This window comes from Rubrivirga litoralis, from assembly GCF_031846415.1.
GTDB lineage: Bacteria > Bacteroidota > Rhodothermia > Rhodothermales > Rubricoccaceae > Rubrivirga > Rubrivirga litoralis.
The window spans coordinates 36,964-63,909 of sequence record NZ_JAVRHT010000002.1 but is presented as its reverse complement, the minus strand read 5'-3'; the positions used below and the strand labels follow the sequence as shown (position 1 = coordinate 63,909).

Genomic DNA, 26,946 nt, shown 5'->3' with positions numbered 1-26,946 from the left:
GGCACCACCCCGCCCGCGCGCCTCATCCCTCCCCCACCGACCGCAGCGTCTGGCGCCGCAGGAGGTCCAGCGCCGCCGTCGTCGTGAGGCCGATGTTGACGGTCCGGTCGCGCGTGAGACGGAGGCCGACCGCCCGCTCGCCGTCGGCGTCCGCGTAGGCGACCCAGACCGTGCCGACGGGTTTCTCGGGCGTGCCCCCGGTCGGCCCCGCGACGCCCGTCGTCGCCACGCCGACGTCGGCGCCCAGGCGCTCGCGGACGCCCCGCGCCATCTGGAGCGCGACGGGCTCGGACACCGAGCCAAAGTCGTCGAGCGCGTCCGACGCCACGCCGAGCAGGTCGGCCTTGACCGCGTTGTCGTAGGCCACGACGCCGCCCCGGAGCACGCGGCTGGCGCCGGGGACCGACGCCACGCGCGCGGCGACCGCCCCGCCCGTGCAGCTCTCGGCGAACGCGACCGTCCGCCCGTGCTCCGCGAGCAGGTCGTTCACGACGGCCTCCAGCGTCGTCGTGCCCTCGCCGAAGACGAGCGTCCCGAGCCGGTCGCGGAGGGCGCCCGCGCCCTCGTCGACGAGCGCCTGCGCCGCCTCGCGGTCCGGCCCGCGCGCCGTCACGCGCAGGCGGACCGTGCCTAGGCTGGGGAGGTAGGCGAGCGCCAGCCCGGGCGGGGCGGTCCAGCCGTCGAGCATCCCGGCCAAGTCGCTCTCGCCCCGTCCCACGGTCAGCAGCGTGCGGCTGAGGACGAACCCGTCCTGGAGCGCGCGGAGGCGCGGGAGGACCGAGCCCTCGGTGATCGCCTCCATCTCGTACGGGACGCCCGGGAGGACGGCGACCACGTCGCGCCGCCCCGCCCGCTCGCGCGTGCCCCAGAGGCCGGGCGCCGTGCCCTTCGGGTTGTCGAGCACGTCGAACCCGTCCGGCACCTCGGCCATGACGCGGCCGATGGGCGGCATCGTCCGGCCGCGCTCGGTGTAGCGGGCCTCGATGGCGGCGAACAGGTCGGGGTGGAACGTGAGGTCGCGGCCGAAGACGCGCGCCACGGCCGCCCGCGTCACGTCGTCGTGCGTCGGGCCGAGCCCGCCGGTGACCACGACGACCGCGGCGCCGTCGGCGTAGGCCCGCTCGATGGCCGCCGCGATCACGTCCACGTCGTCGCCGACCGTCTCGGCGCGGCGGAGGTCGACGCCGGCGCCGGCCAGCCGCTCGCCCAGCCACGCCGCGTTCGTGTTAACGATCTGGCCGAGCAGGATCTCGTCGCCGACGGTGAGCAGGTGTCCGGTCATGCGGGAAGGCGGAAGGCGGAAGGCGGAAGGCGGAAGATGCCCACCCCGCCCGGTCCCAGCGCGCGGGCGGGGCGGAAGACGGCCGGAAGGTCGGCGGGCGGCAGATGACCACCCCGCCCACGGCGCCGGCGGGGCGGACGCCGTAGCGGCGTTGCATGCAACGCCGCCGGGCAACGCCGTCGGTCCGCGCGGTGTGGGCGGGGCGGAGGCGGTGCACCACCCCGCCCACATCGCGCAGGGGCGGGGCGGCTCCCCTACCCCGCCCCGCCCCGCTCGCGGCTCCAGCCGGCGGGGTCGTCGCGCCAGGCGCGGAGCACGCTCCACGCGCCCTCACCGAGCGCGCCGGTCTCGGCGGCGAGACGCGCGAGCGTCTCGAAGTCCGTCAGCGTGTGGAGATCCAGCCCGGCGTCGTCGAACGCGCGGTCGGCTTCGGGGAACCCGTAGGTAAAGACGGCGAGCGCGCCGACGACCGCCCCGCCCGCCTCGCGGAGCGCCTCGGCGGCCGAGACGACCGAGCCGCCCGTCGACACCAGATCCTCGACCACGACCACGCGCTGCCCCGGCTCGACGCGGCCCTCGATCCGGTTTTCCCGCCCGTGCCCCTTGGCCGCCGCGCGGACGTAGCTGAACGGGACACCCAGCCGGTCGGCCAGGAGCGCCCCGGGCGCGATGCCGGCCGTGGCCGTGCCCGAGACGGCCTCGACGCTGCCCACGCGCCCGGCGAGGTCCACGAACCCGGCGACCACTCGGTCGCGGACGGCGGGGTGGGACAGCGCGAGCCGGTTGTCGGTGTAGACGGGCGCGAGCCGCCCGCTCGCCCACGTAAACGGCTGGTCGGGGCGGAGCGCGACGGCCCCGATGCGGAGCAGGTCGCGGGCGAGGGTCTCGGAAGTCGACATAAGGATGGAGGAGCCGCCGCCCCGCCCGCCAGGTCCGTCCGCAGAACGTCTCCGCTGGGCGGGGCGGGCTCCCGCTAAACGGCCGTGGCCGACGACGAGCGGAAGTAGAGGACGCCCGTGTAAACGGTCACCGCGGCCGTCGCGAGCAGGAACACGAGCGGGGCGGGGCTCGCGAGCGCCGCCGAGAGGAACCGGCCCAGCGCGCCCAGCGCGCCGCCCAGCGCCTGCATGTGCGTGCCGGCCAGGAACACGAACGCCGTGATGAGGAACGTGAGCTGCCACGCCGTCTTCCACTTGGCCGCCGACGACGTCTGGAGCGGGCGCCCGCGGCGCTCGTAGACCACGCGGAGGACGGTCACGGCGAGGTCGCGCACCGCGATGGCCGCGATCGCGAGCCACGCGGGCCACGCCCCGCCCAGGCTCGCGAGCCCCTGGTCGAGCGGGTCCAGGAAGGGGACGAGAAAGAAGCCGCCGAGCACCAGGACCTTGTCGGCCAGCGGGTCGAGAAACTGGCCGAGCCGCGAGCCCACGCCGTAGCGCCGGGCAAAATGGCCGTCGAGCCAGTCCGTGATGGCGGCCACGATAAACAGGGCCGCCCCGGCCACCTGCCCCCCCAGCGTCCCCGTCCACAGCAGGTACAGGCACACCGGCGCGACCAGGATGCGACCGACGGTGAGGGCGTTGGGGACGTGCTTCATCGGGGCGATCCAGGGGACGGGACCCGTGGGGCGCGGCTCACCGGGCGGGACGGCCAAGATAGTGCCCCCCGCCGGGCCGCCTCCACCCCGCCCGGGGCAGCGGGCAGCGGGCAGCGGGCAGCGGGCAGCGGGCAGCGGGCAGCGGGCAGCGGGCAGCGGGCAGCGGGCAGCGGAAGACTACCGCCCCGCCCACAGCATGGGCGGGGTGGCCATCGTAGCGGCGTTGCATGCAACGCCGTCCAGCCGCGACGTACCAGGCCGCCCCGCCCGCAAGAACGTGATGTCCCAGAGTCGTAGGGACACCACACGTGGTGTCCGCGCGGGGGCACAGTGCCCGCCCCGCCCACGCCACGGGCGGGGCGGCCGTCGTAGGGGCGACCGGCGGTCGCCCGTGGGCAGGGCGGGGTGGCGGCGACTGGGGCTACCCCGCCTGCAGGAGCGCGGCCCCGGCTCCAGCAGCCTGGCACGTCCGACCCGCCCGTTCAGGCCGACGAGGAGGAGGGACCGGGGCAGACCCCGAGCGCCCGGCCACCCCGCCCCGCCCGCTGGAGCGGGGCGGCCGGACCCCTGCGCCACCCTCTGCCACAACGGCAGCAGAAGCGGGGTGGCACGGCTCTTGTCCTCTGTTTGGGCGATACGAACCGGGTGACGCCCCGGCAGGACTGGCCGCTCCCGTGGCTCATCCCGCCCCCGCTGGGGCGGCCTGGGCGGGGTGGCCGGCGGATCCTCGGCAGCGGCGCGGACGTAGGTCCCCCGCCCACGAGCGACCGCCCTGGCCCCGTCGGCGTCCCCTCTTTTTTTACCTGTAGACAGACCCCCTCCACTCTCATGGGCAAGATCATTGGCATCGACTTAGGCACGACGAACTCCGTCGTCGCCGTCATGGAAGGCAACGAACCCGTCGTCGTCCCCAACGCCGAGGGCGGGCGGACGACGCCGTCCGTCGTCGCGTTCAAGAAGGACGGCGAGCGGCTCGTCGGCGCCCCGGCCAAGCGCCAGGCCATCACGAACCCGCAGAACACCATCTTCTCCGTCAAGCGGTTCATGGGCCGCCAGCTCTCCGAGGTCGCCGAGGAGACCAAGACGGTCCCCTACACCGTGACCAAGGGCGAGGGCGGGGTGGCCCGGATCGGCGTCGACGCCGGTGGCGAGGAGAAGCTGTACACGCCGCAGGAGATCTCGGCCATGGTGCTCGGCCGGCTCAAGCAGACGGCCGAGGACTACCTCGGCGAGCGCGTGACGGAGGCCGTCATCACGGTCCCCGCCTACTTCAACGACTCCCAGCGCCAGGCGACCAAGGAGGCCGGCCAGATCGCGGGGCTCGAAGTCAAGCGCATCCTCAACGAGCCCACGGCGGCCGCCCTCGCCTACGGCCTCGACAAGACGAAGGAGGACGAAGTCGTCGCCGTCTACGACCTGGGCGGCGGCACCTACGACATCTCCATCCTGGAGCTCGGCGACGGCGTCTTCGAGGTCAAGTCCACGAACGGCGACACGCACCTGGGCGGCGACGACTTCGACCAGCGCCTCATCGACTGGATCGCCGACGAGTTCAAGTCGCAGGAGGGGATCGACCTCCGCAACGACCCGATGGCCCTCCAGCGCCTCAAGGAGGCGGCCGAGAAGGCCAAGATCGAGCTCTCGGCGAGTGCTGCGACGACGGTCAACCTGCCCTTTATCACGGCCACGCAGGAGGGGCCGAAGCACCTCACGCTGGAGCTCACACGCGCCAAGTTCGAGCAGCTCGTCGACGACCTCGTGCAGCGCACGATCCCGCCGATGCAGAAGGCGCTCAAGGACGCCGGCCTCTCGAAGGAGCAGGTCGACGAGGTCATCCTCGTCGGCGGCTCGACGCGCATCCCGAAGATCCAGGAGGTCGTCCGCGAGTTCTTCGGCAAGGCCCCGAACAAGTCGGTCAACCCGGACGAGGTCGTCGCGCTCGGCGCGGCCATCCAGGGCGGCGTGCTCTCGGGCGACGTCTCCGACGTGCTCCTCCTCGACGTCACCCCGCTCAACCTGGGCATCGAGACGCTAGGTAGCGTCATGACGCCGCTCATCCCGGCCAACACGACGATCCCGACGCGGAAGTCCGAGACGTTCTCGACGGCGAGCGACAGCCAGCCGTCGGTCGAGATCCACGTGCTCCAGGGCGACCGCTCGATGGCCGTCGACAACCGGACGGTCGGGCGCTTCCACCTCGACGGCATTCCGCCGGCCCCGCGCGGCGTGCCGCAGATCGAGGTCACGTTCGACATCGACGCCGACGGCATCCTGTCGGTGAGCGCCAAGGACAAGGCGACCGGCAAGGAGCAGTCGATCCGCATCGAGGCCTCGTCCGGGCTCTCGGAGCAGGAGATCGAGGCCATGCGCAAGGCGGCCCGCGAGAACTCGGCCGAGGACGCCAAGCGGAAGGAGTCGGTCGACAAGCTCAACCAGGCCGACAGCCTCATCTTCTCGACCGAGAAGAACCTGGCCGAGTACGGCGACAAGATCCCGGCCGACAAGCGGGCGCAGATCGACGGCGCCCTCGAACGGCTTAAGGAGGTCCACAAGAACCAGAACCTGGACGAGATCGAGTCGGCCGTCGAGCAGCTCAACGGCGCCTGGAGCGCCGCGTCCGAGGACCTGTACAAGGCCCAGCAGGCCGAGGCCGAGGCCGGCGGCGCCCAGTCCGCCGCCGACGCCCAGGCCGGCGCCACCCCGCCCGGCGGCGACGGCGCCGAGGACGCCGACTTCGAGGTCGTCGACGAGGGCGGCACGCAGAGCTAACCGCCCCGCCCTTTGGGTCCGCCCTTTGGGTCCGCCCTTTGGGTCCGCCCTCGGGGTCCGGCCTTCGGGTCCGACCGCGCACGCGAGCGCCCCGGCAGCTTCGGCCGCCGGGGCGCTTTTTGTTGCTGAGCCGTGCTCGGGCGGGGCGGTCTGATGAGGCCGCCGACGACCGCCCCGCCCTCGGCCGTGGGCGGGGCGGCGCTACCGCCGAGCCTCGAACGTGCCCGCGGGTCCGTCGCTGAAACCGGCCCCCCACTCTCCGCGGATCTCGTCCCCCGCGACCGTCCCGTCCAGCCCGACGCCCGCGTCGAGCTCGGGCGCCCCCTCCGGGCCGACGAGGAGCGACAGGCGGACGGCCTCGCCGTCGTACGTCCCGCGCAGGACGCCGTCGCCCGAGACGCCCGACGCGTCTCCGTCGCCCGCGGGCTCCAGCTGCCACCGCCCCGAGACGGCCGCCGGGGAGACGGTCAGGTCCTCCACGTCGAGCCGGAGCGTGCCGGTGGCGACGGCCGCCCCGCCCTCGAACAGCGTGACGTCGTAGCGGCCGCCGAGCGGCCCGTCCGCGCCGCTGTCGCAGGCGGTGAGGGCGGCGAGGAGCAAGAGCAGAAGGAGACGGTGGGTGCATGGGCGGGCCGGACCCAAAGGGCCGGGTGGCGAGGCCGCCAACGTCCGGCCGCCCCGCCCGCGCCGCAAGGGCGGGGCGGCGAGCGGTCGCGGGGCGTCGGCGGACGGTCACGAGGCGGCGCCGAGCGGGGCGGCGCTACTCGACCTCGAACCGGCCGCCGGGGACCGCGCCGGCGACGGTGATCCGGCTCCACGTGCCGCCGCCCAGCCCGCTCGGCGAGTCGACGCCGCAGGCGCCCTCCAGGGTGAGGCCCGCGTCGCTCGCGTTGAGGTCGACGGCCACGCGGAGCCGGCCCACGCTGACCACCCCGCCCCTCTCGCACGTCGCGCGGAGCCGCCCGCTCTGGTTGGGCGTGAGGCTGGCGTCGCTGAGCCGGTACGTCCCAGACACCGTCGCGCCCGTGCTGAGCGGCTCGTCCAGGCGGAGCCGGCCGGTCGAGACGACCGCCCCGCCCTCGTCGCGGAACGTGACGTCGACCGCCGTCTCGTCGGAGGCTGAGTCGCACCCGGCGGCGAGCGAGACGAGGACGAGACCGGCGAGGAGCGCGCGCATGGGCGGGGCGGGGAGGTGCCGACGGTACCGCCGCCCCGCCCGGGCGACAAGGGCAGATCGCCCGGCCCAGCCGCCGCCCCGCCCCCGGGAGATGCCGAGACGTTGGGGCGGGGCGGCCCGCTACAGGTCGAGGACCACGTCCGACGTGGGGGCCTCGTCGTCGGGAGACGTCTTGGGCGCTCCCGTGAGCGCGGCCGGGTCGGGCTCGGCGGCGGCGGCCTCCTCGGGGTCGTCGCCCGGCACGTCGGGGTCATCGGTGTCGGCCGTGGCGAACTCCTCGGTGAACAGCTCCCACACGGTCAGGAAGAGGCCAGCCACGACCGGGCCGATCACGAGGCCCGAGACCCCGAACGTGCCCAACCCGCCCAGCGTCGAGAGCAGGATGACGTAGTCGGGCATGCCCGCGTCGCGGCCGACGAGGATGGGCCGGAGCGCGTTGTCGACCGTCCCCATGATGCCGGCCCCGACGCCGATCAGGATGAGGCCCTCGACGACCTGTCCGGTCAGGAGGAGGTAGAGCGCGACCGGCCCCCAGACGATCGTGGCGCCGATGGCGGGGATAAACGACAACACCGTCATCACGACGCCCCAGAGCACGGGCGACCCCAGCCCGAGGAGCGCGAACGTGACCCCGCCGATGGCGCCCTGGACCGCCGAGATCACGAACGTGCCCTTGACCGTCGCCCGCGTGACAGCGACGAACTTGGTCAGCAGCCGGCGCTCGCGGGGGTCGCCGAGCGGGAGCGCGCGGATGAGCGTGTTCGTCAGGCGGTCGCCGTCGCGGAGGAAAAAGAACAGGACGTAGAGCGTGACCGCGAGGAGCAGCACGAACTGGAGCGTCTGCTGGCCCACGGAGAGCAGGCGCGTGGCCAGCCCCTGCCCCACCGCGAGGGCCGCCTGCGCCGCGTTCTCGCGGATCCGGTCGAAGTCGACGCCCAGCTCCTCGGCCCGCTGCGTCAGCTCGGGGAGCAGCTGCTCGGCCGTGTGCAGGGGCTCCGTCACGTTGATGTCGCCCGACACGACCCGGTTGTAGAGGCCCAGCGCCTCCTGCGTGACCGCCCCGCCCAGCACCACGAGCGGGACGATGACGAGCACGAACACGATGAGGAGCGTCGTCAGCGCGGCCAGCGAGTTGTGCCCCCGCATCCCCCGCCGCACCCACTGGAACAGCGGCGTAAACAGGATGGCGAGGACCGTCGCCCAGAACACGGGGAGCAGGAACCCCGAGAGCGTCCACACGAGCGCGGCGGTGACGAGGAGGACGAGCGCGATAAACGCCCGGTTCTCGAACGAGCGGAGGAGCATTGAGACGGGGCGGGCGGGGCGGCCCAGCGGGAGGGGGCCGCAATATCGCTGACGGGCGGCAGGGGTTTCACCTGATGCTTCACTCAATATGCGAAGACCCCTTGACGGGACGCGTTCTGATCCCTACGTTCAGGCATCGAGCGAGGTCGAGCCTGGCGATCTGTCCGGGGGGACGACAACCGGCACGACCCGCCCGCTCCGCCCCGACTGGCGTATGCCGGTCGGGGCGTTTTTTGGTCCCGACCGGTGACGCTCTCGCACCCGCACGGGCGGGGCGGCGAGCGAGCGCCCGGCCTCGCCCACGCGCCACCGGGGCGGGGAGGCGTAACCCCGGACCGCCCCGCCCGTCAGAGCCCGCACGCCACCGCCTCGCCCTCGCGGCCGCCCCGCCATGCGCCTCGCCCTGCTCTCTGCCCTCGCGCTCCTCGCCGCCGCCTGCGCGCCGGAGCCGTCCGACGTCACGCCCGACCCGAGCGCCGACGCCGCCCCGCCCCCGGCCGACGCCGCCTTTACCGACGCCCCGCCCCCGGGCACGGAGCAGCTCGTGATCACGAGCACGGACGGGGTCCTGACCCTCGGGCTCACCGACCGCGTCGTCTTTTTCCACCTTTCCGACGCGCAGCGCGCCGAGATCGAAAAGGACCTCGCGGCCGAGCTGGAGACCGAACGGAGCGGGGTGGGCGGGTTCATCGCCGAGACCCTCACCGACGCCGTCGGCGGCGTGCTCGACCGGGCCGTGCAGCTCCCGGTCGACGAGGTCCGCGTGGTCCACGACGGCGACGGCCGCCTCGACATCGAGTCCCTCGACGGCGAGGGGAGCGGGACGTTCCACACCGGCGACGACGGCGGGCCGCCCGCCTTCGACCCCGCCGACGCCGAGCGGTTTGTCGAGGCGTTCGAGCGCGTCCGCGCCGGCCGCTGACCCGCCCCGCCCTACGCCGCGGGCGGGGCGGCCAGGCGGTAGTGGAGGCGGAGGAACACGCGCCCGCCCAGCCGCAGCGTGTGGTCCGTGCGGACCCCGTCGCGGGCGGGGTACACCCGGACCGTCTCGCGGAGCGAGCGGACGGCCCGGCCCCACACGCGGTCGCCGTCGTGGACGGTGAGGTAGAGGCCGGGGTCGCCCCACGCCGCCCCGCTGGAGACGAGCCGGAGCGCGCCGCCCTCGCCCACCTCGGGCCGCAGGAGCACGGTACACGCCCCGTTCGGGAGCGGGAACACCACGCGGACGCACGGGGCGGGGTGGCCGGGCACGCGCGCCGCCGAGTACGCCCCGACATAGAGCGAGCGGCCCGTCGCGCGGAGCGTCCGCACCCACGCCGCCATCGCCACCCCGCCCCCCGGGCGGACCAGGTGGAGCACGCGCGAGGTGGTCCCCCGGCTCGTGTCGAGCGCGCCGAGGGGGAGGTTGAGCTGGTCGAGCCGCCGGCTGAACAGCGTGGCGACGAGGCCGCCGAACGGCCGGAACAAGCCGCTCCACTCGGCCCACGCCTCGACCTCGTACGCCGACGTCCGCCCGTAGAAGTCGCGGACCGACGCGTCGACGGCGCCCGCGTCGAAGCCGGGGCCGGAGAGCGCGTCCAGGGACGGGAGCAGCCTGCGCGCCGCCCCGCCCGCCTCGGCGCCCAGGCCCTCCTCGACGCTTAGGCCGTTCGCGGCCGCCCACGCCTCGAAAAACTCCTCGCCGATCCCCGAGGGCTCGCCCGTTGGCCCGTCCAGCCACGGCGTCTCGGCCAGGTCCACGCGGCGCCCCGTCGCCTTGACCCACTGCTGCGTCGTCCAGTCGACGGCGGCGCCGCGGCGGTCGCCGAGCCAGAGGGCGGGGCGGGGCGGAGACGGCGGTGCCGCCTTTCCCCTCTCCTCTCGGCCGCCCTCCGGGGCGGGGCGGTCGGTCACGGGGCCTTTTTGCGCGCCCGGCTCCGCGGCTCCGGCCCGGCCTCCACCACGAGCGGGGCGGTCTCGGTCCGCCCCGCCAGCGTCACCTCGACGACGTACTCACCGGGGATGAGGGTGAACGCGCCCGTGTCCTCTCCCGGCTCGTGGTCGTCGCCGAGCGCGCGGTCGGCGCGGAGGTCGTAGGCGAGCAGGTTGATCCCGGGCTCGGCCGCGTCGTCCATCTGGCGCACCACCCCGCCCTCGGCGTCGAGAACGCGGACGCGGGCGGTGCCCGTCACCGTCGTGGTGTAGCCGATCTGGACCGACGGCTCGCGCGGGTCGGACCAGGTGTAGCCGCGCGAGCCCCAGCTCTCGTTGTGCGTGAGCGTATCGGGCGCAAACACGTGCAGCGCAGAGGATTGCACCGCCGGCGTCATCTGCTGGACGAGGCCCACGTCGACGATCCAGATCGACCGCCCGTGCGTGCCGACGACGAGGTCGGCCTCGCGCTCCTGGACCACCAGGTCGTGGACCGGCGCGTACGGGAGGGCAGGCGAATCGGCGCCGGAGTCCGGTCCCATGAACGGGCCGCGGTCACCGTCGCCGGGGGCGGGGCGGGCGCGCTGGCCGTGGAAGGCCTGGAACGAGGCGCCTCGGTCGAGCGAGAGGTAGAGCCCGCCGTCGGTGCCCACATAGACGACGTCCGGGTTCCTCGGGTCCTCCGTGGCCACGTTGACCGGCTCGGCGGGGAGGTCGAGCCCGACACGCTGCCACGTCCGCCCGAGGTCGTCGGAGGCGTAGACGTAGCTCTCGAAGTGGTCCCAGCGGTAGCCGTTGAGGGCGACGAGCAGGCGGCCGCGGTCGTGGCCCGAGAGCTCGACACGGCTTACCCAGAGGTCGGGCGAGAGCCCGGCCGAGCGGTCCTGCCACGTCCGCCCGCCGTCCTCGCTCACCCAGACGTGGCCGTCGTCGGTGCCGGCGGCCAGGAGCCCGAACTCGAGCGGCGACTCGTGGAGCGAGGACAGCGTCCCGAACGGGACATCGCCCGGCGTGCCGCCGCCCGTGAGGTCGTCCGAGAGCGCCTCCCACGTGTCGCCGCGGTCGAGCGAGCGGTGGACCTTGTTCGACCCGAAGTAGAGGACGTCCGGGACGTGGCGGCTGAGCCAGATCGGCGCCTGCCAGTTGAACCGGAGCGGCCGCTCGCCCAGCTCGTGCTGCGGCACGACGCGCTCGGCCTCCCCCTCCCCGCTCCGGTCCGTGCGGAAGTAGTTCCCGAACTGGAAGCCCGTGTAGACGGTCCCGTCGCGGTCGTCGACCTGGATCTGCATGCCGTCGCCGCCCATGATCCGGTGGTAGGGGTACTCGCCCTCGGCGAGCCACCCGCGCGACGCCTCGTAGGTGCTCGGGCCGACCCAGACGCCGTTGTCTTGGAGCCCGCCGTAGACGTTGTACGGCTCGGCGTCGTCGACCTGGACGGCGTAGAACTGGCCCACGGCCGGCGCGTTCAGCTTCGACCACGTGGCGCCGCGGTCGTAGCTCACGTTGAGGCCGCCGTCGTTCCCCGAGATCATGTAGCCCGGCCGCGTCCGGTCGAACCACAGCGCGTGGTGATCGACGTGGACCTGCGGCGCGTCGGCGCGCGCCCACGTGGCCCCGCCATCGGACGAAGCCACGAGCGGGACGCCCAGGACGTAGAGCCGGTCGGGGTCGTCGGGCGCCACGCGGAGGACGCCGAAGTAGTAGCCGTAGCTGTAGAACAGGTCGTCGAGGAAGCCCTCGTGCGTCCGCGTCCACGTCCGGCCGTGGTCGTCGGAGCGGTAGACCTCGGCGCCGACGACGGGCGTGTCGAACAACTGGGCGTTGGCGTCTTCGAGGAACCCCACGAGGTCGGCCGGCTCGATCCGCCCCGCCCGCACCATCTCCAGGATGGACTCGGCGGTGTAGCTGTAGGGGACGTTGTTGGCGTCGAGGAACGCGTTGAGGTCGTCCTCGGCGAGCGCGAGAAAGTCCTCGGTCGAGATGGCGCGGAGGAGGTCGCGCGTGACGGCCGGCGCGTCCTCGTCCGGCTCCTCCTCGGGCCGCCGCGCCTGGTTGTCGACGACGGCGAAGAGCGCCCCGCTCGGGTGCGCGTCCAGGCCGATCCGCCCAACGTCGGCGCCGGTCGGGAAGCCGGAGCCCTCGACGTTCAGGCGCGCCCACGTCTGGCCGCCGTCGGTCGAGCCCCAGAGGCCGGACCCCGCCCCGCCCTCGCGAAAGTCCCACGCCCGGCGCGCGCGCGTCCACGTCGCCGCGTAGACGCGGTCGGGATTGGTTGGGTCGAGGACAATGTCGATGGCGCCCGTGTCGTCGTCGAGGGCCAGGACGTGGGTCCACGTCGTCCCGCCGTCCTCGGTCCGGTAGAGGCCGCGCTCGGGGTTCGGCGAGTACAGGTGGCCGACCGCGGCCACGAGCGCCACGTCGGGGTCGGCGGGGTGGACGACGACGCGGCCGACGTGGTGGGTCTCGTCGAGCCCGAGGTGCGCCCACGTCCGGCCGCCGTCGGTCGACTTGTAGAGGCCGCTCCCGGCGTACGACGACCGTGACGAGTTCGACTCGCCGGTGCCCACCCAGACAGTCGGCCCGTCGCCCTCGGGGTCGCGCCAGTCGACGGCGATGTCGCCGATCGTGATCTGGGGCATGTCGTCGAAGAGCGGCTCGAACGAGCCGCCCGCGTTCTGCGTCCGCCACAGGCCGCCGGACGCGTAGGCCACGTAGAAGTCGCTGGGGTCGCCCGGCTTGCCCTCGACGTCGGTCACGCGCCCGCTCATGACCGTCGGCCCGACGGACCGGAAGGGGACTTCGGCGACCGCCGAGCGCCGCGCGAGATCGGCGCGCACGGCCGCGGCCCGCTCCCGCTCGGCGGCCGGCGTCGGCGCGACGGCGTTCACGCCCGGCACACCGGCCGGCGCGAGCCGCACGGGGTCCGTGTTCTGAGCCGCCACGGGCGGGGCGGCGACGACCAGGGCGGCGAGGGCGAGCGCCAGCGGGCGCCCAGTGGAAAGCGAAAACGGCATCGGGGCGGGGCGGGGTGTGCGTGAACGATAACGCCGGGCGGGGTGGCCCCGGCGGCGCTCGTCTTCCCACGGCCTCTCCAGCCCGCCGACGGCGCGAGCGGCCACCCCGCCCCGCCCGGACCCAGCAAAACGCCCCACCCCGCCCGGCGCATGGGGCGGGGTGGGGCGGGGCACCTGGCAGGCGCGGCGGGCTAGTTCCGGCGGAGGCCGAGCGTGAGCGCGAGCGCCGCGCCGAGCGCGAGGCCGGCCGACGCGAGCGGGTGGGCCTGAAGCTGCGCCCACGGGCTCGACTGGAACACGTGGCCGTCGACGGCGCCGTGGACGCGCCCGCTGCCAGGTACGGGCTCCTGGAGCGTCCCCGAACGGTCACCGGTGTATGGGGCGTCGCCCTTCTGCTGGTCGAAGAACGAGGCCTCCATGAGCTTGTCTGTCAGGCGCGGGGCGATCGTCCCCAGCACGGTCAGCGCGCCGTCCTTGGCGCCGACGGTCACGTCGCGGACCGGGCGCTCGGCGGCCGAGAGGATGGCGCGGGCGACGGTCTCGGGCGCGTAGGCCGGCGTGGGCAGGGCGGCCTCGCGGTCCATGTAGTTGGCCGCGTGCTCCGTGTACGGCGTGCCGGTGGCGTTGGGCTTGATGAGCGTCACGCTCACCGCCAGGCCCTCTTTCTCGAGCTCCATGCGGAAGGCGTCGGTGAACCCCTTGACGGCGTGCTTCGAGGCGGAGTAGTGGCCCTGGAGCGGGATGGCCCGGTCGCCCAGCACGCTCCCCACGTTGATGATCGCCCCGCCCGTGCCTCTGCGCGTGCGGAAGTGCTCGGCCGCGACGAGGCTGCCGTGGACGGTCCCCCAGTAGTTCGTCTCGAACAGCTGCCGCGCCGACTCCTCGGGGACGTCCTTGATCTCGCCGTAGATCGAGACGCCGGCGTTGTTGATCCAGGTGTCGAACCCGCCGAACCGCTCGGTCGCCGTCTGGACGATGAGGTCGAGCACGGCGCGGTCGGCCACGTCGGCGGCCATCGTCTCGACGTCGGCGCCGAGCGCGCGGCACCGCTCGGCGGCCTCATTGAGGTCCTCGGGCGCGCGCGCGACGAGGAACAGGTCGGCGCCGCGGCTGGCGGCTTCCAGGGCGGTCGCGAGGCCGATCCCGGACGAGGCGCCGGTGATGACGAGGGTCTGCTGGTCGAGGGGCTTGAGCGAGACGGACATGGGCGAGGGGGAAGGGAGGAGAGGTCGAACACGGTTGGACGGCCCCGCCCCGCCCCACGGTCCGCCCCGCGCGGGTTCTTCAGGGTTCTCCCACCCCGCCCAGGCGCGAGCCGGACGGGCGGGGCGGCATCGGACGGGGCGGCTACGGGCGGGGCGGCGCCTTTCTCTGACCGCCCCGCCCACCCGACAACCACCCCTAGCCCCTCTTGGCTGCGCCGACGCTGCGCGGTGTCCAGGAGGGGAACTACCGACGTCCTTCGTGGGCCTCGACGACTTCCATACCGCCCCGCCCAGATGTGGACGGGGCGGGCGGAACAAACCCGGCACCACCCCGCCCGCGCGCCCATTTCCCATTTCCCATTTCCCATTTCCCATTTCCCATTTCCCATCATCCCGTCGATTGCATGGCCGCCGCGATGCCATTGACCGAGACCAGCAGCGCCCGCCCGATCTCGTCGCCGTGGTCGCCGCCCCGCCAGCGGCGCATGAGGTCGAGTTGGACGAGGTTCAGCACGTCCGTCGCCGGGTTGCGGTAGCGGATGGTCGCCGCGATCGTCTGGCTCTGCGCGAGCAAGGTGTCTTGCCGCGTCACGCGGAGGAAGGCGGCCTCGGCGCGCTCGTACTCCGTCTCGACGTGCTCGAACGGGGCGGGGTGGGCGCCCGCGGCCTCGGCGAGCGCGCTGTAGCGGCGGCCGACCACGAGCCGCGCGCGGGCCAGTTCGCGCATGGCGTTGCCCGAGACGGCCTGGAAAAACGGCCACTCGGCCTGGAGCCGGCGGAGAAGGTCGAGGTCCTGGCCCGAGATGGCCTCGGCGAGCGCCGTGCCCGCCCCGTACCACCCGGGGACCGTGTAGCGCGGCTGGGTCCACGAGAACACCCACGGGATCGCGCGGAGGCCGGCAAAGTCCAGGTCCGCCGCCCCCTTCCGCGAGATGGGGCGCGACGCGATCGAGAGGTCCGCGATGTGCTCGATGGGCGTGGCCGCGACGTACCACGGCCAAAAGTCCGGGGCGTCGATGAGGTCGCGGTAGGCCGTCATCGCGCGGTCGGCGAGGCGCTCCATGAGGTCGCGGGCCGCCCCGCCCTGCGGCCCGTCCCAGACCTCGGCGCCCTCGTCCGGCGCGTCGGCGAGGGCGCCAATCTGGGCGTGGACGATCTGCTCGAGGTGCCGCCGCGCGATGCCCGGGAGCGCGTAGCGGAACGAGATGACCTCGCCCTGCTCGGTAAACCGGATGCGCCCCGTCTGCGCCTCGGGCGGCATGGCGCGGATGGCCTGCCCCGCCCGCCCGCCGCCCCGACCGACGGTCCCACCCCGCCCGTGGAAAAAACGGAGGTCGACGCCGTGCTCGCGGCACGTCCTGGCGAGCGCGCCCTGCGCCTTGTGGAGCGACCAGTTGGCCTGCCAGTAGCCGCCGTCCTTGTTCGAGTCTGAGTAGCCCAGCATGACCTCCTGGAGCCCGCCGCGCGCCGCCAGGTGGGCGGCGTAGACCTCGTTCTCGAACAGGGCCGCGAGGAGCGCCGGCCCCGCCTCCAGGTCGGCCACCGTCTCCAAGAGCGGCACGGCGTCGACGGCCGACTCGACGGTCCCGTCCGCGTGCCGCCGCCACAGGCCGACTTCTTTGGCGAGCAGCAGCACCTCCAGCACGTCGCTTACCGCGTCCGTCATGGACACGATGTAGGAGCCGATCGAGTCGGGCTCCTGGTCCAGCGCCGCCTTCGCCACGCGGAGCGCGCTCAGCACGCGGTCGGCGTCCGGCCCCACCGCCCCGCCCAGGCGGATAAACGGGCGCGGGTTGTTCAGCTCGCGCGTCAGGAGCGCCACGCGGTCGTCCTCGCCCAGCGCCGCGTAGTCCGGCTCGACGTCGGCGCGCCGCAGGAGGTCGGCGACGGCCGCCTCGTGCGTGGCGCTGTGCTGCCGGAGGTCGAGGGCGGCCAGGTGGAACCCGAACGTCTCGGCGCGGACGCGGGCGTCGGCTAGCCCGCCCGTCTCGGCCAGCGCCCCCAGCCCGGCCGCTTCGAGTGAGCGCGCGATGAGGTCGAGGTCGGCCCGGAAGTCGGCGGCGCTGTAGTCGGGCGGGGCGGCGCCCGTCCGCCGTTGCCCCGAGCCGCCCTCGGGTAGCGCGTCGAGGAGGCGGTCGAGCGTCTCGGCCATCTGCATAATCTTCAGGCGGACCGGCTCGTGCGCGTTCTGGCGCCACCGCCGCTCGGGGAGTTGCACGGTCTCGCGCGCGGCCTCGACCGACGCCCACAGCTCGTCCGGGAACTCGGCCTGCTGGTCGCTCACGGACAGGTCCAGGCGGAGCGCGTCGAGCGCGCGGCGGTGGAGGCGCAGGGCGTCCTCGCGGTGCGCGCGGAGCGTCCACGCCGTCACCTCGGCGGTCACGTTGGGGTTGCCGTCGCGGTCGCCGCCGATCCACGAGCGGTAGCGGAGGACGGGCGGGAAGGACAGGCCCTCGGCCCCGTAGACGTCCGCGAACGCCCGCCGCAGGTCGGCGTGGATGCGCGGCACGACGTCCCAAATCGACGTCGCCACGAAGTAGAGCCCGTGGCGGACCTCGTCGCGCACGGTCACGGCGGCGGGGCGGACCTCGTCGGTGGCGAGCAGGAGCCGGAGCCGGCCCAGCGCCTCGGCCTCGGCGGCGTCGGCCTCGGCCGGCGTGAGGGCCTGGCCCGACCCGGCCGACGTGAGCCGGTCGAGCGCAGCGGCCGCCCGGTCCTGGTGGTGGAGCACCGTCCGCCGCCGGGCCTCGGTCGGGTGCGCCGTCAGCGTGGGCTGGATGTCGAGCCGGGCGACGAGCGCCCGCGCCTCGTCGAGCGACCGCCCCGCCCGCTTCAGGTCGGCGACCGCCTCCATCACCGACTCGCCGCGCGGGTCCTCGGCCGTCGCGCCCACCTCGCGCTCGCGGTTGACGCGGACGATCTCGATCTGCTCGGCCTTGTTGACGAGGTGGAAGTAGGCCGTCAGCGTGCGGAGCACGCCGGCCAGCGCCTCGACGGACGTCTCGGCGACGGCCTCGGCCACGCCGTCGAACGCCGCCGCCCCGCCCGCACGGACGCGCGCGAGCCAGTCCTCGACGTGCCCCACGACCGCGTCGCCGTAGCGCTCGCGGGCGACGCGGAGCACGAGCCGCTCGACGAGCGCGACCCGGTGGGCGTGGACGTCGGTGAGCCCGGCGGAGCGGGCGGCGTCGAGGGCGGCGTCGGACATGGGGCGGGGTGGTGTGGGCGGGGTGCAGCGGGCAGCGGGCAGCGGGCAGCGGGCAGCGGGCAGCGCCAAGAACGGGCCGCCCCGCCCGCGGGTCCAGCGAGCGGAGCGGGAATCGGGCGGCTGAAGATCGGGGCTCGGGCGGGGCGGCTCCGAACTCGGGCGCCTCGGAACCCGGGCGGGGCGGGGCGGTGCCCGAGACGTCCACGCCACCCCGCCCTCTCCGCTATGGCCGACGCCCCCGTCCTCCTCGTCACCGTCCCCGAAGACCGGCTGCCGGACGACCGGCTCGCGCTCGTCCGCGAGGCCGCCGCGGGCTACGACGTCCGCCGCGGCGCGCCCGGCGACAGCCTGGCCGGGGTGGAGATCGTGCTCGGCTACGCCGAGCCCGCGCACGTCGCCCAGGCCAGCGACCTCCGGTGGATCCAGTCGTGGAGCGCCGGGCTCGACTGGCTCCTGGAGGGCGGCGCCGACGTCCCCGCCGGGCTCCTCGTGACGAGCGCGTCGGGCGTCCACGCCGTCCCCATCGCCGAGCACGTGTTCGCGCTGCTCCTCGCGCTCGGCCGGCGCCTCCCCGCCCACGTCATCGGCCAGCGGGCGGGGCGGTGGAACCCGGACGCCGCCGAGGGCACGTTCGAGCTGGAGGGCCGCCGCGTGGTGCTCCTCGGGGTGGGCGAGATCGGCGCGCGCGTGGCCCGGCTCGCGTCGGCGTTCGGGATGTTCGTGACCGCCGTCCAGCACCACGCCGACGGCTCGGACGTGCCGGGCGTGGACCGGACGGTGACGAACGACGGCCTGCTCGACGTGCTCCCCGAGACCGACGTGCTCGTGATGTCGCTCCCGCTCACCGACGCGACGCGGGGGATGGTCGGGGCCGGCGCGTTCGCGGCCCTCCCCGCCCGCGCCGTCCTCGTCAACGTGGGGCGGGGCGAGACGGTCGACCAGGGCGCGCTCGTGGCCGCGCTCGAATCGGGGCGCCTCGCGGCGGCCGGGCTCGACGTGTTCGAGGACGAGCCGCTCCCCGACGACTCGCCGCTGTGGGCGATGGAGAACGTGGTCGTCACGCCGCACGTGGCCGGGCAGGCGCCGCACTACGCCGACCGCGCGCTCGCCATCTTCCTCGACAACCTGGGCCGGTACCGGCGCGGGCAGCCGCTCGCGAACGCGGTCGACCTGGAGGCCGGCTACTGACCACCCCGCCCCGCCCGTGCCTTATGCGGCGGCGGGCGGGGCGGCCACGGCGACGGGCGGGGCGGCCGGGACGGCAACGGGCGGGGCGGCCGGGACGGCGACGGGCACGCGGAGGGCGGGGCGGTCGGTCCGGTCGAGCCCCAGCAGCCGCTCCCAGTCGCGGACGACCCGGTGCGTGCGGAACCGGGGCGCGCCGTCGACCTCGGGCCGCCCCTCGTCCCACCATCGCGCGAGCCGCCGCGCGGCGGCCGACGGGTCGCGGGCGTCGACGAGCTGGCGCTGCTCGCCGACCGCCTCGGCCAGCGCCTCGCACGCCGCCGCGTCCGGGTGCGCGACGACCGGCGTGCCGACTGCGTTGGCCTCGGCGAACGCGAGCGCGAGCGGCCCCTCGACCCGGGTCTGCGGGGCGAACACAGCGAACGCCTCGCGGACGTGGCGGAGCACCCCGCGGTGCGGGAGCGGCCCTAGCGCGACGGCGCCTTCGGGCAGGGCGGGGCGGCCGCCCCGCCCGCCCAGGACGACGAGCCGCGCCGTCGGCCGCCGCCGGCGGACGTGGGCGAAGGCGGCGAGCACCTCGTCGAGCGCGCCGCGTGGGCCAGCGAACGCGACGAGCTTGTCCGGGTCGACCGCCGTCCGGTCGGGGCGGAGGTCGTCGTCGACCGGGCTGTAGACGCGGGCGGACGGCGCCGAGGCGGGGCCGTCGCCGGCTTTTCGGAGGAGGAAGTCGTGGAGCGCGGCGCGGTGGGCGTTCGAGGGGCAGACGGCCGTGGCGCGGGCCGCGAGCAGGGCCGGGCCGAGCGCGCGCTGCCGGCTCCCCGGCGTCTCGTGGAGCCACAGCGCGAGGCGCGCGTCCGGGAAGTGCGCCCGCGTCCGGGCCAGCACCTTCGCCTGGCGCACCACGACGACGGCCTCGGCGCGCGGGAGGTGCCCCCAGTCGCCGCCGTAGGCGAACGGGACGTAGGCCACCCCGCCCGGCGAGCGCGACGGCCACGTCCGCCCGCGCTGCGCCACGGTCACGCGGTGGCCCGCCTGCGCCAGCCCCTCGGCCACGCGGACGACGCTGGCCTCGGGGGCGCTGAGCGCGCGGTCGTAGAGCGTCCGCGCCTGGTACGAGTCCGGGGACACGGGGTCGATGAGGAGCACGCGGCGGGTCATGGGCGGGGCGGTAGCGTGCCCTCAAGGTGCGGCTGGAGATGTCTCCGCCCTATCGGGGCGAGCCCGCTCGAACGTGCGCCGCGCCCCCAGATCGCGGCGCTTCTGGCTTCAGGCGGAACCCCAAGCCCCGGGCGGTCATCTCGCCTTGTTCGGAACGGCAGGCGGAGCCCGTTCCAAACGGGCGCCCGGTGGTGCCGCGGGTTGCCACGGAGATCGCCCCGCCCCCGTTCCGCAGCTGGTCCCCGCCGGGGCGGGGTGGCGAGCGGTGGCCCGTACCAACACGCGGAGCGCCCTAGGGCTCCGCCCGGTCGCCCCCGGTGCAGGCGGCGCAGCGGCAGTAGTCGCGGAGCGCCTCCCACCGGAACAGGCCCGACCCGTGCCCGTCGCCCCACACGATCTGGAGCGCGTAGTGGCCCGCCGGCCGGAGCTCCTTCACCTCGTACGTCATGAGGGCGGGGAGGTCGAACACGATGGGATCGACGGGCTCGGCCATGCCCGCGTGGCCGCCGCGGCACTCGGCGCACGGGCAGGCCCGCCGGAGCCCCTCGTACGAGTACGTCGACGTGTGGCCGTCGGTCCACCCGACCGTGAGCGTCTGGGCGTCCACGTCGGCTTCGAGGCGGGCGGGGCGGGGCGGGGCGGCGGGCATGGCGGGACCGGGCGGCGGCGCGCGCAAGATGGGCGCCGCCGCACACCCGGACCGCCAAGATCAGGCGAGTCGGGCCGCCCGGCCGGACGGCACCGCCGTTGCAACGGGGCGGACTCCTTCCCCCCACCCCGCCCCCAATGACCTCGAACGTCTTCCTGACCAACCCCTCCTCCTCGCGGCGCCGCGCCGGCACGCGCGCGCCCTTCGCCGCCCGCCGCGCCTCGGCGGCCCCCCCGCCCCGCCCGCACGCGCAGCCCAAGGCCGCACCCCGGGCCGCCGGCGAGAAGGCCGCCCCCGCCTCCCGCGCGTAGCCGCGTGGACGGCCGCCGCCCGCGGCCGTCCACCTTCCTACCTCCCCGCGTTACAGAAAGAGGTCCGGCATAAAGTCCGTGGTGCCGGGGACGACGGCGTACTCCGAGAGGTCGGTCTTTCCCGCCGTCTTCAAGACCTCGTCGTCGATAAAGAAGTTGCCCGTCGTGGTCGCCGGCTGCGTGAGGACCCAGTGCGCGGCGTCGGCCATGATCTCGGGCGTCCGGCTGGCCTCCATCATCGGCTCGCCGCCGAGCGCGTACTTCACGGCCGCCGTCGCGATCGTCGTGCGGGGCCAGAGCGCGTTGGCGGCGATGCCGTCGTCCTGGAGCTCCTCGCCCCAGCCGAGCACGCACATCGACATGCCGTACTTCGAGATCGTGTAGGCCACATGCGGGCCGAACCACGCCGGGTCCAGGTTCAGCGGCGGGCTGAGCACGAGGACGTGGGGGTGCCGCCCCGCCCGCGCGCTCTCCTTCAGGTGCGGGAGGGCCGCCTGCGTCACGCAGAACGTGGCGCGCGTGTTCACGTCCTGCATGAGGTCGTACCGCTTCATGGGCGTGCTCGCGGTGTCGGCCAGGAAGATGGCGCTCGCGTTGTTGACGACGACGTCGATGCCGCCGAAGCGCTCGGCCGTCTCGGCGACGGCCTCGGCCACGCGGTCCTCGTCGCGGGCGTCGACCTGGAGGGCGAGGGCCTGGCCGCCGGCCTCCTCGATCTCGGCGGCGACAGAGTGGATCGTGCCGGGGAGCTTGGGGTGCGGCTCGGCGGTCTTCGAGGCGATCGCCACGTTCGCGCCGTCGCGGGCGGCCCGGAGCGCGATCGCGCGGCCGATGCCGCGGCTGCCGCCGGTGAGGAAGAGGGTCTTGCCGGAGAGCGTGGCCATGCGGGGCGGGGTGGAGCGGGGCGGGCAGAAGCGGAGTCGGGAGAACGATGGCCCCCCGCGGCGGTTCGCAGGCGGGCGGGGTGGGATCTTGGCGCCGCCCCGCCCTGCTCCGTCGCCACCCCGCCCGCGCCTCCATCGCCCTCGTCCCCCGCTTTCTCGCCACGCCCCGGCTCCGCTCGGCCGCGCTCCCGTTCGCCGCCAACGGCGTGCTCTACGGGACGTGGGCGGCGCGCATCCCCGAGATCCAGGCGCAGGCCGAGCTGAGCGAGGGCGCGCTCGGGCTCGCGCTGCTGGGCTCGGCCGTCGGCCTCGTCGTCTCGGCGTCCGTCGCCGGCGCGCTCGTCGGGCGGTTCGGGGCGCACCGGGTGACGCTGGCCGGCCTGGCCCTGTTCGCGGCCGTCGTCGTCGGCCCCGGGCTGGCGACCAGCTTTGCCGGGCTGGCCTTCGCCCTCGCCCTGGTCGGGCTGACGAGCGGGCTGACCGACGTGGCCATGAACGCGTGGGCGACCGACGTCGAGGCGGCCGAGGGCGCCACCGTCCTGGGCGCGTGCCACGGCATGTTCAGCCTGGGCGGGATGGCCGGGGCCGGGCTCGGCGCGCTCGCCGCCGCCTACGACCTCCCGCTCGCGCTCCACTTCGGGGCGAGCGGCGCCGCGTTCGCGGGCGGGGCACTGGCGCAGGGCTGGGCCGCGCGCTCCACCCCGCCCGACACGTTGAGCGGGGCGCGGGGCGGGGCGGCCGGGCCGGTCGTGGCTCTGCCCGTGGGGCCGGTGGCCGGGCTCGCCGCGCTCGCCTTCTGCGGGCTCATCATCGAGGGCGCCATGGCCGACTGGAGCGCCGTCTACCTCCGCCGCGGGCTGGGCGCGAGCGCCGAGACGGCCGCGCTCGGGTTCGCCGTGTTCTCGGCGTCGATGGCCGCCGCGCGCTTCGCCGCCGACGCCCTGACGGCCCGCGTCGGCAGCCGGCGGCTCGTCCGCGTGGGCGCGTTCGCCGGGGCGGGCGGCCTCGCGCTGTGCGTCGCGGCCCCGGCCGTGGGCGGGGCGGTCGCCGGGTTCACCGTGGTCGGCCTGGGGTTCGCGGCCGTCGTGCCGACCCTGTTCCGGGCCGCCGCACGGGCGCCGGGCCTGGGGGCGGGGCGGGGCATCGCCGCGGTTACGACGACGGGCTACGCCGGCTTCCTGGCCGGGCCGCCCGCGCTCGGGTTCGTCGCCGAGGCGGCCGGGCTGCGCGTGGCGTTCGCGCTCCTGATCGTGCTCGCGCTGGCCGTGGCGCTGGGCGCCGGGCCGGCGTTCCGGGCCGCGGCGCCGGAGCGGTAGCGGGCCGCCCCGCCCGACCGCCCCGCCCCGTCCGCTTTAGGCCGCGACCGCGCGACCGCGCCCCGTCGCCGCGGCGAGACCTCCGAGCAGCGCGTCCACGTCGGCGCCGTCGTTGTAGACGTGGGGCGAGACGCGGACGACGCCGCCGCGCGTCGAGACGGCCACGTTGCGCTCGGCCAGCGCCCGGCGCACGGCGTCCGCCTCGATGCCTGGGGGCGGGGCGAGCCCGAACAGGTGGCCCGCGCGCCACGCGGCGTCCTCGGCCGCGTAGCCCAGCGCGCGGGCGCCGTCCACGATGACGTCGGCGCGCGCCGCGCACGTGGCCTGCACCTCGCCGACGCCCCACGCGCGGAGCTGCTGGAGCCCGGCGATGAGCATGGGGAGCAAGATCCCGTTGGCCCGGCCGCCCATGTCGAAGCGGACCGCGCCGGGGCCATAATCGTCGGCGTAGTCGGTGAGCCCGCTAAAGTCGTCGCTCCCCGCACGCCCCAGCCACGTCTCCTCGAGCGGCCGGCCGTCGGCGAACCGCTCGCCGAGGTAGAGCGTGCCGGTCCCCGCCGGCCCCAGGAGCCACTTGTAGCCCGCGCACACGAGGGCGTCCGGGCGGATCGCGTCGAGGTCGAACGGGAGCGCGCCCACCGACTGCGTCCCGTCGACGACGAGGGCGGCCCCGACCTCGCGCGCCCGCGCCCCGACCGCCTCCAGGTCGAACCGCGTCCCGTCGGCCCAGTGGACGTGGGGGACGGCGATGACGGCTGTGTCGGCGTCGATGGCGTCGAGCAGCCGCTCGGACCACCCCGCCCCGCGGCCCTCGGCCCCGAGCGGGGCGGGCGCCTCGACCGTGCGGACCTCGCCGCCGGTCTCGGCGGCCAGCCGCCGCCACGGGTAGACGTGGCTCGGAAACTGCCCGCCCAGAACCACGACCGACCGGCCCGGCCCGAGCGTTACGTTCTGCGCGACCGTCTCGACGCCGTACGAGGCGGCGGGCACGAGTGCCACGCGGTCGGCGGAGCCGGGCGAGCCGACGAGGTCCGCGAACAGAGCGCGGACGTGGTCCGAGTCGTCGAAAAAGTCGGCGGCCCCGACCTGCGTCGGGTCGCGGAGCACGCGGATGGCAGAGACTCCGGCCGCCTCGACGGCGCGGAGCTGCGGGCTGAGGTACGCCGCGTTGAGGTAGTGGAGGTCCGGCGGGAGCGCGAACAGGTCTTTCTGTGAGCGGAGCACGGGCGGGACGTGTGGTGGGAACGCCTAGTAGGGGTTACCCCTAGGGAAGAGTTGACGCTTTCCTCAGGGTCTCTCAACCTAAAGACTCTGCGGGACCGAATGATCCGGCTCGTCCTGATTTGTCGGGTCGCCGCGCCCTTTATGCCCTCTGTCCTACAAACGTGGAGGTGCAAACGGAGTCCCCTCCCCTCTCCTGCCGCAGACCCAGCCTCCAGACGGGACAGTTCGCTGGCCCCGTGCCCTCTGGTGGACGAGGCTGGGCGCTCTCAGCGGGTGCTCAGGGAGCCGGCCGCCCCGCCCGCCGTTGCCGTCCCGCGGCCAGGGCCTCACGCGGCCGGACTCGGTAGCTTCCAGGCTTCCCCCCGACCGACCATGTCCGACGTGTCTGCACCCCGGCCCGACGGGGCCGCGCTCGACGCCACCGCCGGGGCCGTCTCTGCCCGGCTCCTCGACTCGTTTCCGGCCGACCGATCCCGCGCGCGAGCCGACCTCGACGCGCTCCCCGCCCCCGTTGGCCGCCGGCTCCTCGCCGTGCTGGACCGGCAGGTCGCCCGCGACGCCGCGCTCCCGGCGACGCCGTGGGTGGACGCTGACGCGCCCGAGGTGCAGGCGGCGGCCCAGGCGTGGGAGACCGCCGCGCACGCGGCCGCGCGCGTCCCCGCCGACGCGTGGGCCGAGACGCTCGCCGACGCCGTCCGCGAGGCGCTCGGGCACCTCGTCCGCCCCGCCCCGGCGCTCGCGGCGTGGGCTTTCCGCGACGAGCCCGAGGACGGCGGCGACCTTCCGACGGCGCTCGCGATCCAGCGCTCACGGGCGTTCGGCCCGTTCCCGTACCTCCCCGAGATCGCCTCCCGCTACGCCGACCGCAAGGGCGCCGAGCGGATCGACCGGGCCGGCCTCGAGCGGCTGTTCGACCAGATCGACCGCCGGATGGCAGCCTCGTTCGGGGCGGACGAGTGGGTAGCCCTCCTCGGCCCGCTCTACGACGTCGTCGGCGCGGCCGTCCCCGCCCCGCTCTTGCGCGCGGCGTTCGAGGCCCGCGGCGCCGGCGCCCTCGCCGAACCGTTCACGGGCGACGAGGCCGTCACCGCCGAGGCGCTCCGCGCGCGCCTCGCATCCGCCCTCCCCACTCCGACGGCGGAGCCCACCCCGCCCGAGCCCGCTCCCTCTCATGCCGGCGCGGCGGGCGGGGCGGGCGAGTCAGAGCCCGCGGGCCAAAACGGCGCGGGCTCCGCCCCCGACGAGGGCGGGGTGGACGGCGAGACGGAGGAGGCCGCCCCGCCCGCCCCGGAGCCGGCCCCGCGCGCGGCGCTCGCGCCCGTGATCGGCTCCAAGTGGCGGAGCCTCGCGGACGTGCTCCCCGAAGACTCGGCGGTCCTGGGCGCCCCCCGCCCCGCCCCGCCCAAAGAGGCGCCAGAGGTCTCAGAGGAGCCGCTCGTGTTCCCCGACGACGAGGCGGACGGAGCCGCCCCGCTCCTACCGGCCTCTACCGAGGACGAGCCGCTGTGGCGCCAGATCGCCCGCCAGCAGGGCGTCGAGGTGGTCGAGGCGGCGCCCGACGACGCGCCCGACGAGGGCGGGGCGGTCCCGCTCTGGCAGCGGTTCGCGCAGCCCGCCGCCCCGGACGCGGAGCCGGAGACCGGCGAGGCGCCCCCGGCGGACGCGTTCGACGCCGTCGAGCGCCGCGTGCTCGGCGACGTCTCCGTCGAGCGCCGCGACGCGTTCGTGGCCGACCTCTTCGGCGGCTCCGCCGACGACTACCGCCGGACGCTCGCCGCGCTCGACGGCGCCCGCTCGTGGACCGAGGCCACGCAGACCATCGCGCGCGACGTGTTCCAGAAGCACCAGGTCAACATCTACAGCGACCCGGCGATCGCGTTTACCGACGCCGTCGAGGCCAGCCTCGGCCGCCGGTAGCCGCCCCGCCCACGCACGCCACGAGCACGAACGGGCGGGGCGGGGCGGCCGCCCCTACGCTCGGCGAGCCTGCGCCACACGCCGGCGGACGGCGGCGTCCAACTCGTCGGGCTCGGTCACGGCGTCGGCGCCAAGCTCGCCGCGGGCGACCAGGTCCCGGATCGCGTCGCGCGTAAAGTCTGTGGGCACGGCGAGCACGTCGATGCCGGCGGCGAGCGCGGCGTGGAGACCGGCCGGCGAGTCCTCGACCGCGAGCGCGTCCGACGCGTCGGCGCCCAGGCGCGAGAGCGCGAGGCGGTAGCCCTCGGGGTCCGGCTTCGTCCGCTCGACGTCGTCGGCCGTCACGACCGTGTCAAAGGCGCCGGTCAGCCCGAGCGCGTCGAGGACGGCGTCCGCGTTCTGGCGGTCGCTGGTCGTCACGAGCGCGGTCGTCTCGGCGAGGTCCGGGGCCGCCCGCGCGAGCGCGATGGCCGCGGGGCGGGCGTAGCGGCCGACGAGGGCGTGGTCGGCCAGCATGGCGCGGTAGCGCTCCAGGCGGAGGACGACATAGGCCTCCCACGGCTCGACGGAGCTGTCCCGCGCGCGGGCCGCGTCGGCGAGCGCGAACCGCTCGGTGAGCCCGCGCGAGATCTCCTCCCGCGACCGGCCGACGTAGTCCGGGTAGGCCGCCTCGACGTCGGCCGGGTCGAGGGCGGGGAGCAGCTGGTGGGCGGCCCAGGCGTAGGACTCGGCCTTGAGCTGCTCCGTGTTGGCGAGCGTCCCGTCGAGGTCGAACGAGAGGAGGCGGAGGCGCGGCGCGGGGGGCATGGGCGGGGCGGCGTGCGGGTGGGGGCG

Annotated in this window: 21 protein-coding genes; 5 read left to right on the top strand and 16 right to left on the bottom strand. The window is 75.4% G+C overall.

Annotated features, from left to right (window positions below; all coding sequences use genetic code 11):
* Nucleotides 1-22 precede the first annotated feature (22 nt).
* From RM540_RS01735 to RM540_RS01720, 4 genes are all read right to left on the bottom strand, one after another.
* A complete protein-coding gene (locus RM540_RS01735) occupies nt 23-1,282 on the bottom strand; it encodes a CinA family nicotinamide mononucleotide deamidase-related protein (RefSeq protein ID WP_311661563.1) in 1,260 nt (419 codons plus the stop codon).
* A gap of 254 nt (nt 1,283-1,536) precedes the next feature.
* The gene (pyrE, locus tag RM540_RS01730) at nt 1,537-2,181 is read right to left on the bottom strand and encodes an orotate phosphoribosyltransferase (protein WP_311661562.1); all 645 of its coding nucleotides are present in this window, start codon (nt 2,179-2,181) and stop codon (nt 1,537-1,539) included.
* 74 nt (nt 2,182-2,255) lie between these two features.
* Nucleotides 2,256-2,879: a CDP-alcohol phosphatidyltransferase family protein gene (locus tag RM540_RS01725; RefSeq protein WP_311661560.1), complete on the bottom strand. Its 624-nt coding sequence runs from the start codon at nt 2,877-2,879 to the stop codon at nt 2,256-2,258.
* 177 nt (nt 2,880-3,056) lie between these two features.
* A complete protein-coding gene (locus tag RM540_RS01720; RefSeq protein ID WP_311661559.1) occupies nt 3,057-3,182 on the bottom strand; it encodes a hypothetical protein in 126 nt (41 codons plus the stop codon).
* A gap of 525 nt (nt 3,183-3,707) precedes the next feature.
* On the opposite strand from RM540_RS01720, the gene dnaK reads away from it, so the two are divergent.
* Nucleotides 3,708-5,648 (top strand): molecular chaperone DnaK, encoded by a 1,941-nt coding sequence (gene dnaK, locus RM540_RS01715; RefSeq protein ID WP_311661558.1) that lies wholly within the window; start codon nt 3,708-3,710, stop codon nt 5,646-5,648.
* A 201-nt stretch (nt 5,649-5,849) separates the two neighbouring features.
* On the opposite strand, the gene RM540_RS01710 is transcribed toward dnaK, so the two are convergent.
* The 3 genes from RM540_RS01710 to RM540_RS01700 all read right to left on the bottom strand — a co-directional run bounded on the left by RM540_RS01710 (nt 5,850) and on the right by RM540_RS01700 (nt 8,130).
* On the bottom strand, nt 5,850-6,248 hold the full coding sequence (locus tag RM540_RS01710; RefSeq protein WP_311661556.1) for a hypothetical protein: 399 nt from the start codon (nt 6,246-6,248) through the stop codon (nt 5,850-5,852).
* 160 nt (nt 6,249-6,408) lie between these two features.
* On the bottom strand, nt 6,409-6,825 hold the full coding sequence (locus RM540_RS01705; protein WP_311661554.1) for a hypothetical protein: 417 nt from the start codon (nt 6,823-6,825) through the stop codon (nt 6,409-6,411).
* 120 nt (nt 6,826-6,945) lie between these two features.
* A complete protein-coding gene (locus RM540_RS01700; protein WP_311661552.1) occupies nt 6,946-8,130 on the bottom strand; it encodes an AI-2E family transporter in 1,185 nt (394 codons plus the stop codon).
* Between the two features lie 391 nt (nt 8,131-8,521).
* Here RM540_RS01700 and RM540_RS01695 point away from each other — a divergent pair, with 391 nt between their 5' ends.
* A complete protein-coding gene (locus RM540_RS01695; protein ID WP_311661551.1) occupies nt 8,522-9,052 on the top strand; it encodes a hypothetical protein in 531 nt (176 codons plus the stop codon).
* Between the two features lie 11 nt (nt 9,053-9,063).
* Here RM540_RS01695 and RM540_RS01690 read toward each other — a convergent pair whose 3' ends face one another.
* From RM540_RS01690 to RM540_RS01675, 4 genes are all read right to left on the bottom strand, one after another.
* Nucleotides 9,064-10,023 (bottom strand): hypothetical protein, encoded by a 960-nt coding sequence (locus RM540_RS01690; RefSeq protein ID WP_311661550.1) that lies wholly within the window; start codon nt 10,021-10,023, stop codon nt 9,064-9,066.
* The gene (locus tag RM540_RS01685; RefSeq protein ID WP_311661548.1) at nt 10,020-13,055 is read right to left on the bottom strand and encodes a WD40/YVTN/BNR-like repeat-containing protein; all 3,036 of its coding nucleotides are present in this window, start codon (nt 13,053-13,055) and stop codon (nt 10,020-10,022) included. Before RM540_RS01685 ends, RM540_RS01690 begins: the two co-directional genes overlap by 4 nt.
* Before the next feature lie 191 nt (nt 13,056-13,246).
* On the bottom strand, nt 13,247-14,260 hold the full coding sequence (locus RM540_RS01680; protein ID WP_311661546.1) for an SDR family oxidoreductase: 1,014 nt from the start codon (nt 14,258-14,260) through the stop codon (nt 13,247-13,249).
* A gap of 388 nt (nt 14,261-14,648) precedes the next feature.
* Nucleotides 14,649-17,468, bottom strand: coding sequence for a phosphoenolpyruvate carboxylase (locus RM540_RS01675; protein WP_311661544.1), 2,820 nt, complete (start codon nt 17,466-17,468; stop codon nt 14,649-14,651).
* 225 nt (nt 17,469-17,693) lie between these two features.
* On the opposite strand from RM540_RS01675, the gene RM540_RS01670 reads away from it, so the two are divergent.
* The gene (locus RM540_RS01670) at nt 17,694-18,656 is read left to right on the top strand and encodes a D-2-hydroxyacid dehydrogenase (RefSeq protein ID WP_311661543.1); all 963 of its coding nucleotides are present in this window, start codon (nt 17,694-17,696) and stop codon (nt 18,654-18,656) included.
* Between the two features lie 21 nt (nt 18,657-18,677).
* Here RM540_RS01670 and RM540_RS01665 read toward each other — a convergent pair whose 3' ends face one another.
* The 3 genes from RM540_RS01665 to RM540_RS01655 all read right to left on the bottom strand — a co-directional run bounded on the left by RM540_RS01665 (nt 18,678) and on the right by RM540_RS01655 (nt 21,655).
* A complete protein-coding gene (locus tag RM540_RS01665) occupies nt 18,678-19,811 on the bottom strand; it encodes a glycosyltransferase (protein ID WP_311661541.1) in 1,134 nt (377 codons plus the stop codon).
* Nucleotides 19,812-20,103: 292 nt separating this feature from the next.
* A complete protein-coding gene (locus RM540_RS01660) occupies nt 20,104-20,460 on the bottom strand; it encodes a gamma-butyrobetaine hydroxylase-like domain-containing protein (protein WP_311661540.1) in 357 nt (118 codons plus the stop codon).
* 361 nt (nt 20,461-20,821) lie between these two features.
* Nucleotides 20,822-21,655: an SDR family oxidoreductase gene (locus RM540_RS01655; protein WP_311661539.1), complete on the bottom strand. Its 834-nt coding sequence runs from the start codon at nt 21,653-21,655 to the stop codon at nt 20,822-20,824.
* A gap of 47 nt (nt 21,656-21,702) precedes the next feature.
* Between RM540_RS01655 and RM540_RS01650 the strand changes: the two genes are divergently transcribed.
* The gene (locus RM540_RS01650) at nt 21,703-22,971 is read left to right on the top strand and encodes an MFS transporter (RefSeq protein ID WP_311661537.1); all 1,269 of its coding nucleotides are present in this window, start codon (nt 21,703-21,705) and stop codon (nt 22,969-22,971) included.
* Nucleotides 22,972-23,007: 36 nt separating this feature from the next.
* On the opposite strand, the gene RM540_RS01645 is transcribed toward RM540_RS01650, so the two are convergent.
* Nucleotides 23,008-24,195, bottom strand: a complete 1,188-nt coding sequence (locus tag RM540_RS01645; protein ID WP_311661536.1) for an aminotransferase class V-fold PLP-dependent enzyme — start codon at nt 24,193-24,195, stop codon at nt 23,008-23,010.
* A gap of 372 nt (nt 24,196-24,567) precedes the next feature.
* On the opposite strand from RM540_RS01645, the gene RM540_RS01640 reads away from it, so the two are divergent.
* Nucleotides 24,568-26,112 carry a DUF8457 domain-containing protein gene (locus RM540_RS01640; RefSeq protein ID WP_311661534.1) on the top strand — a complete coding sequence of 515 codons (1,545 nt, stop codon included), beginning with the start codon at nt 24,568-24,570 and terminating at the stop codon, nt 26,110-26,112.
* A gap of 54 nt (nt 26,113-26,166) precedes the next feature.
* On the opposite strand, the gene RM540_RS01635 is transcribed toward RM540_RS01640, so the two are convergent.
* Complete coding sequence (locus tag RM540_RS01635) at nt 26,167-26,919, bottom strand: HAD family hydrolase (protein WP_311661533.1); 753 nt, start codon at nt 26,917-26,919, stop codon at nt 26,167-26,169.
* Nucleotides 26,920-26,946 lie beyond the last annotated feature (27 nt).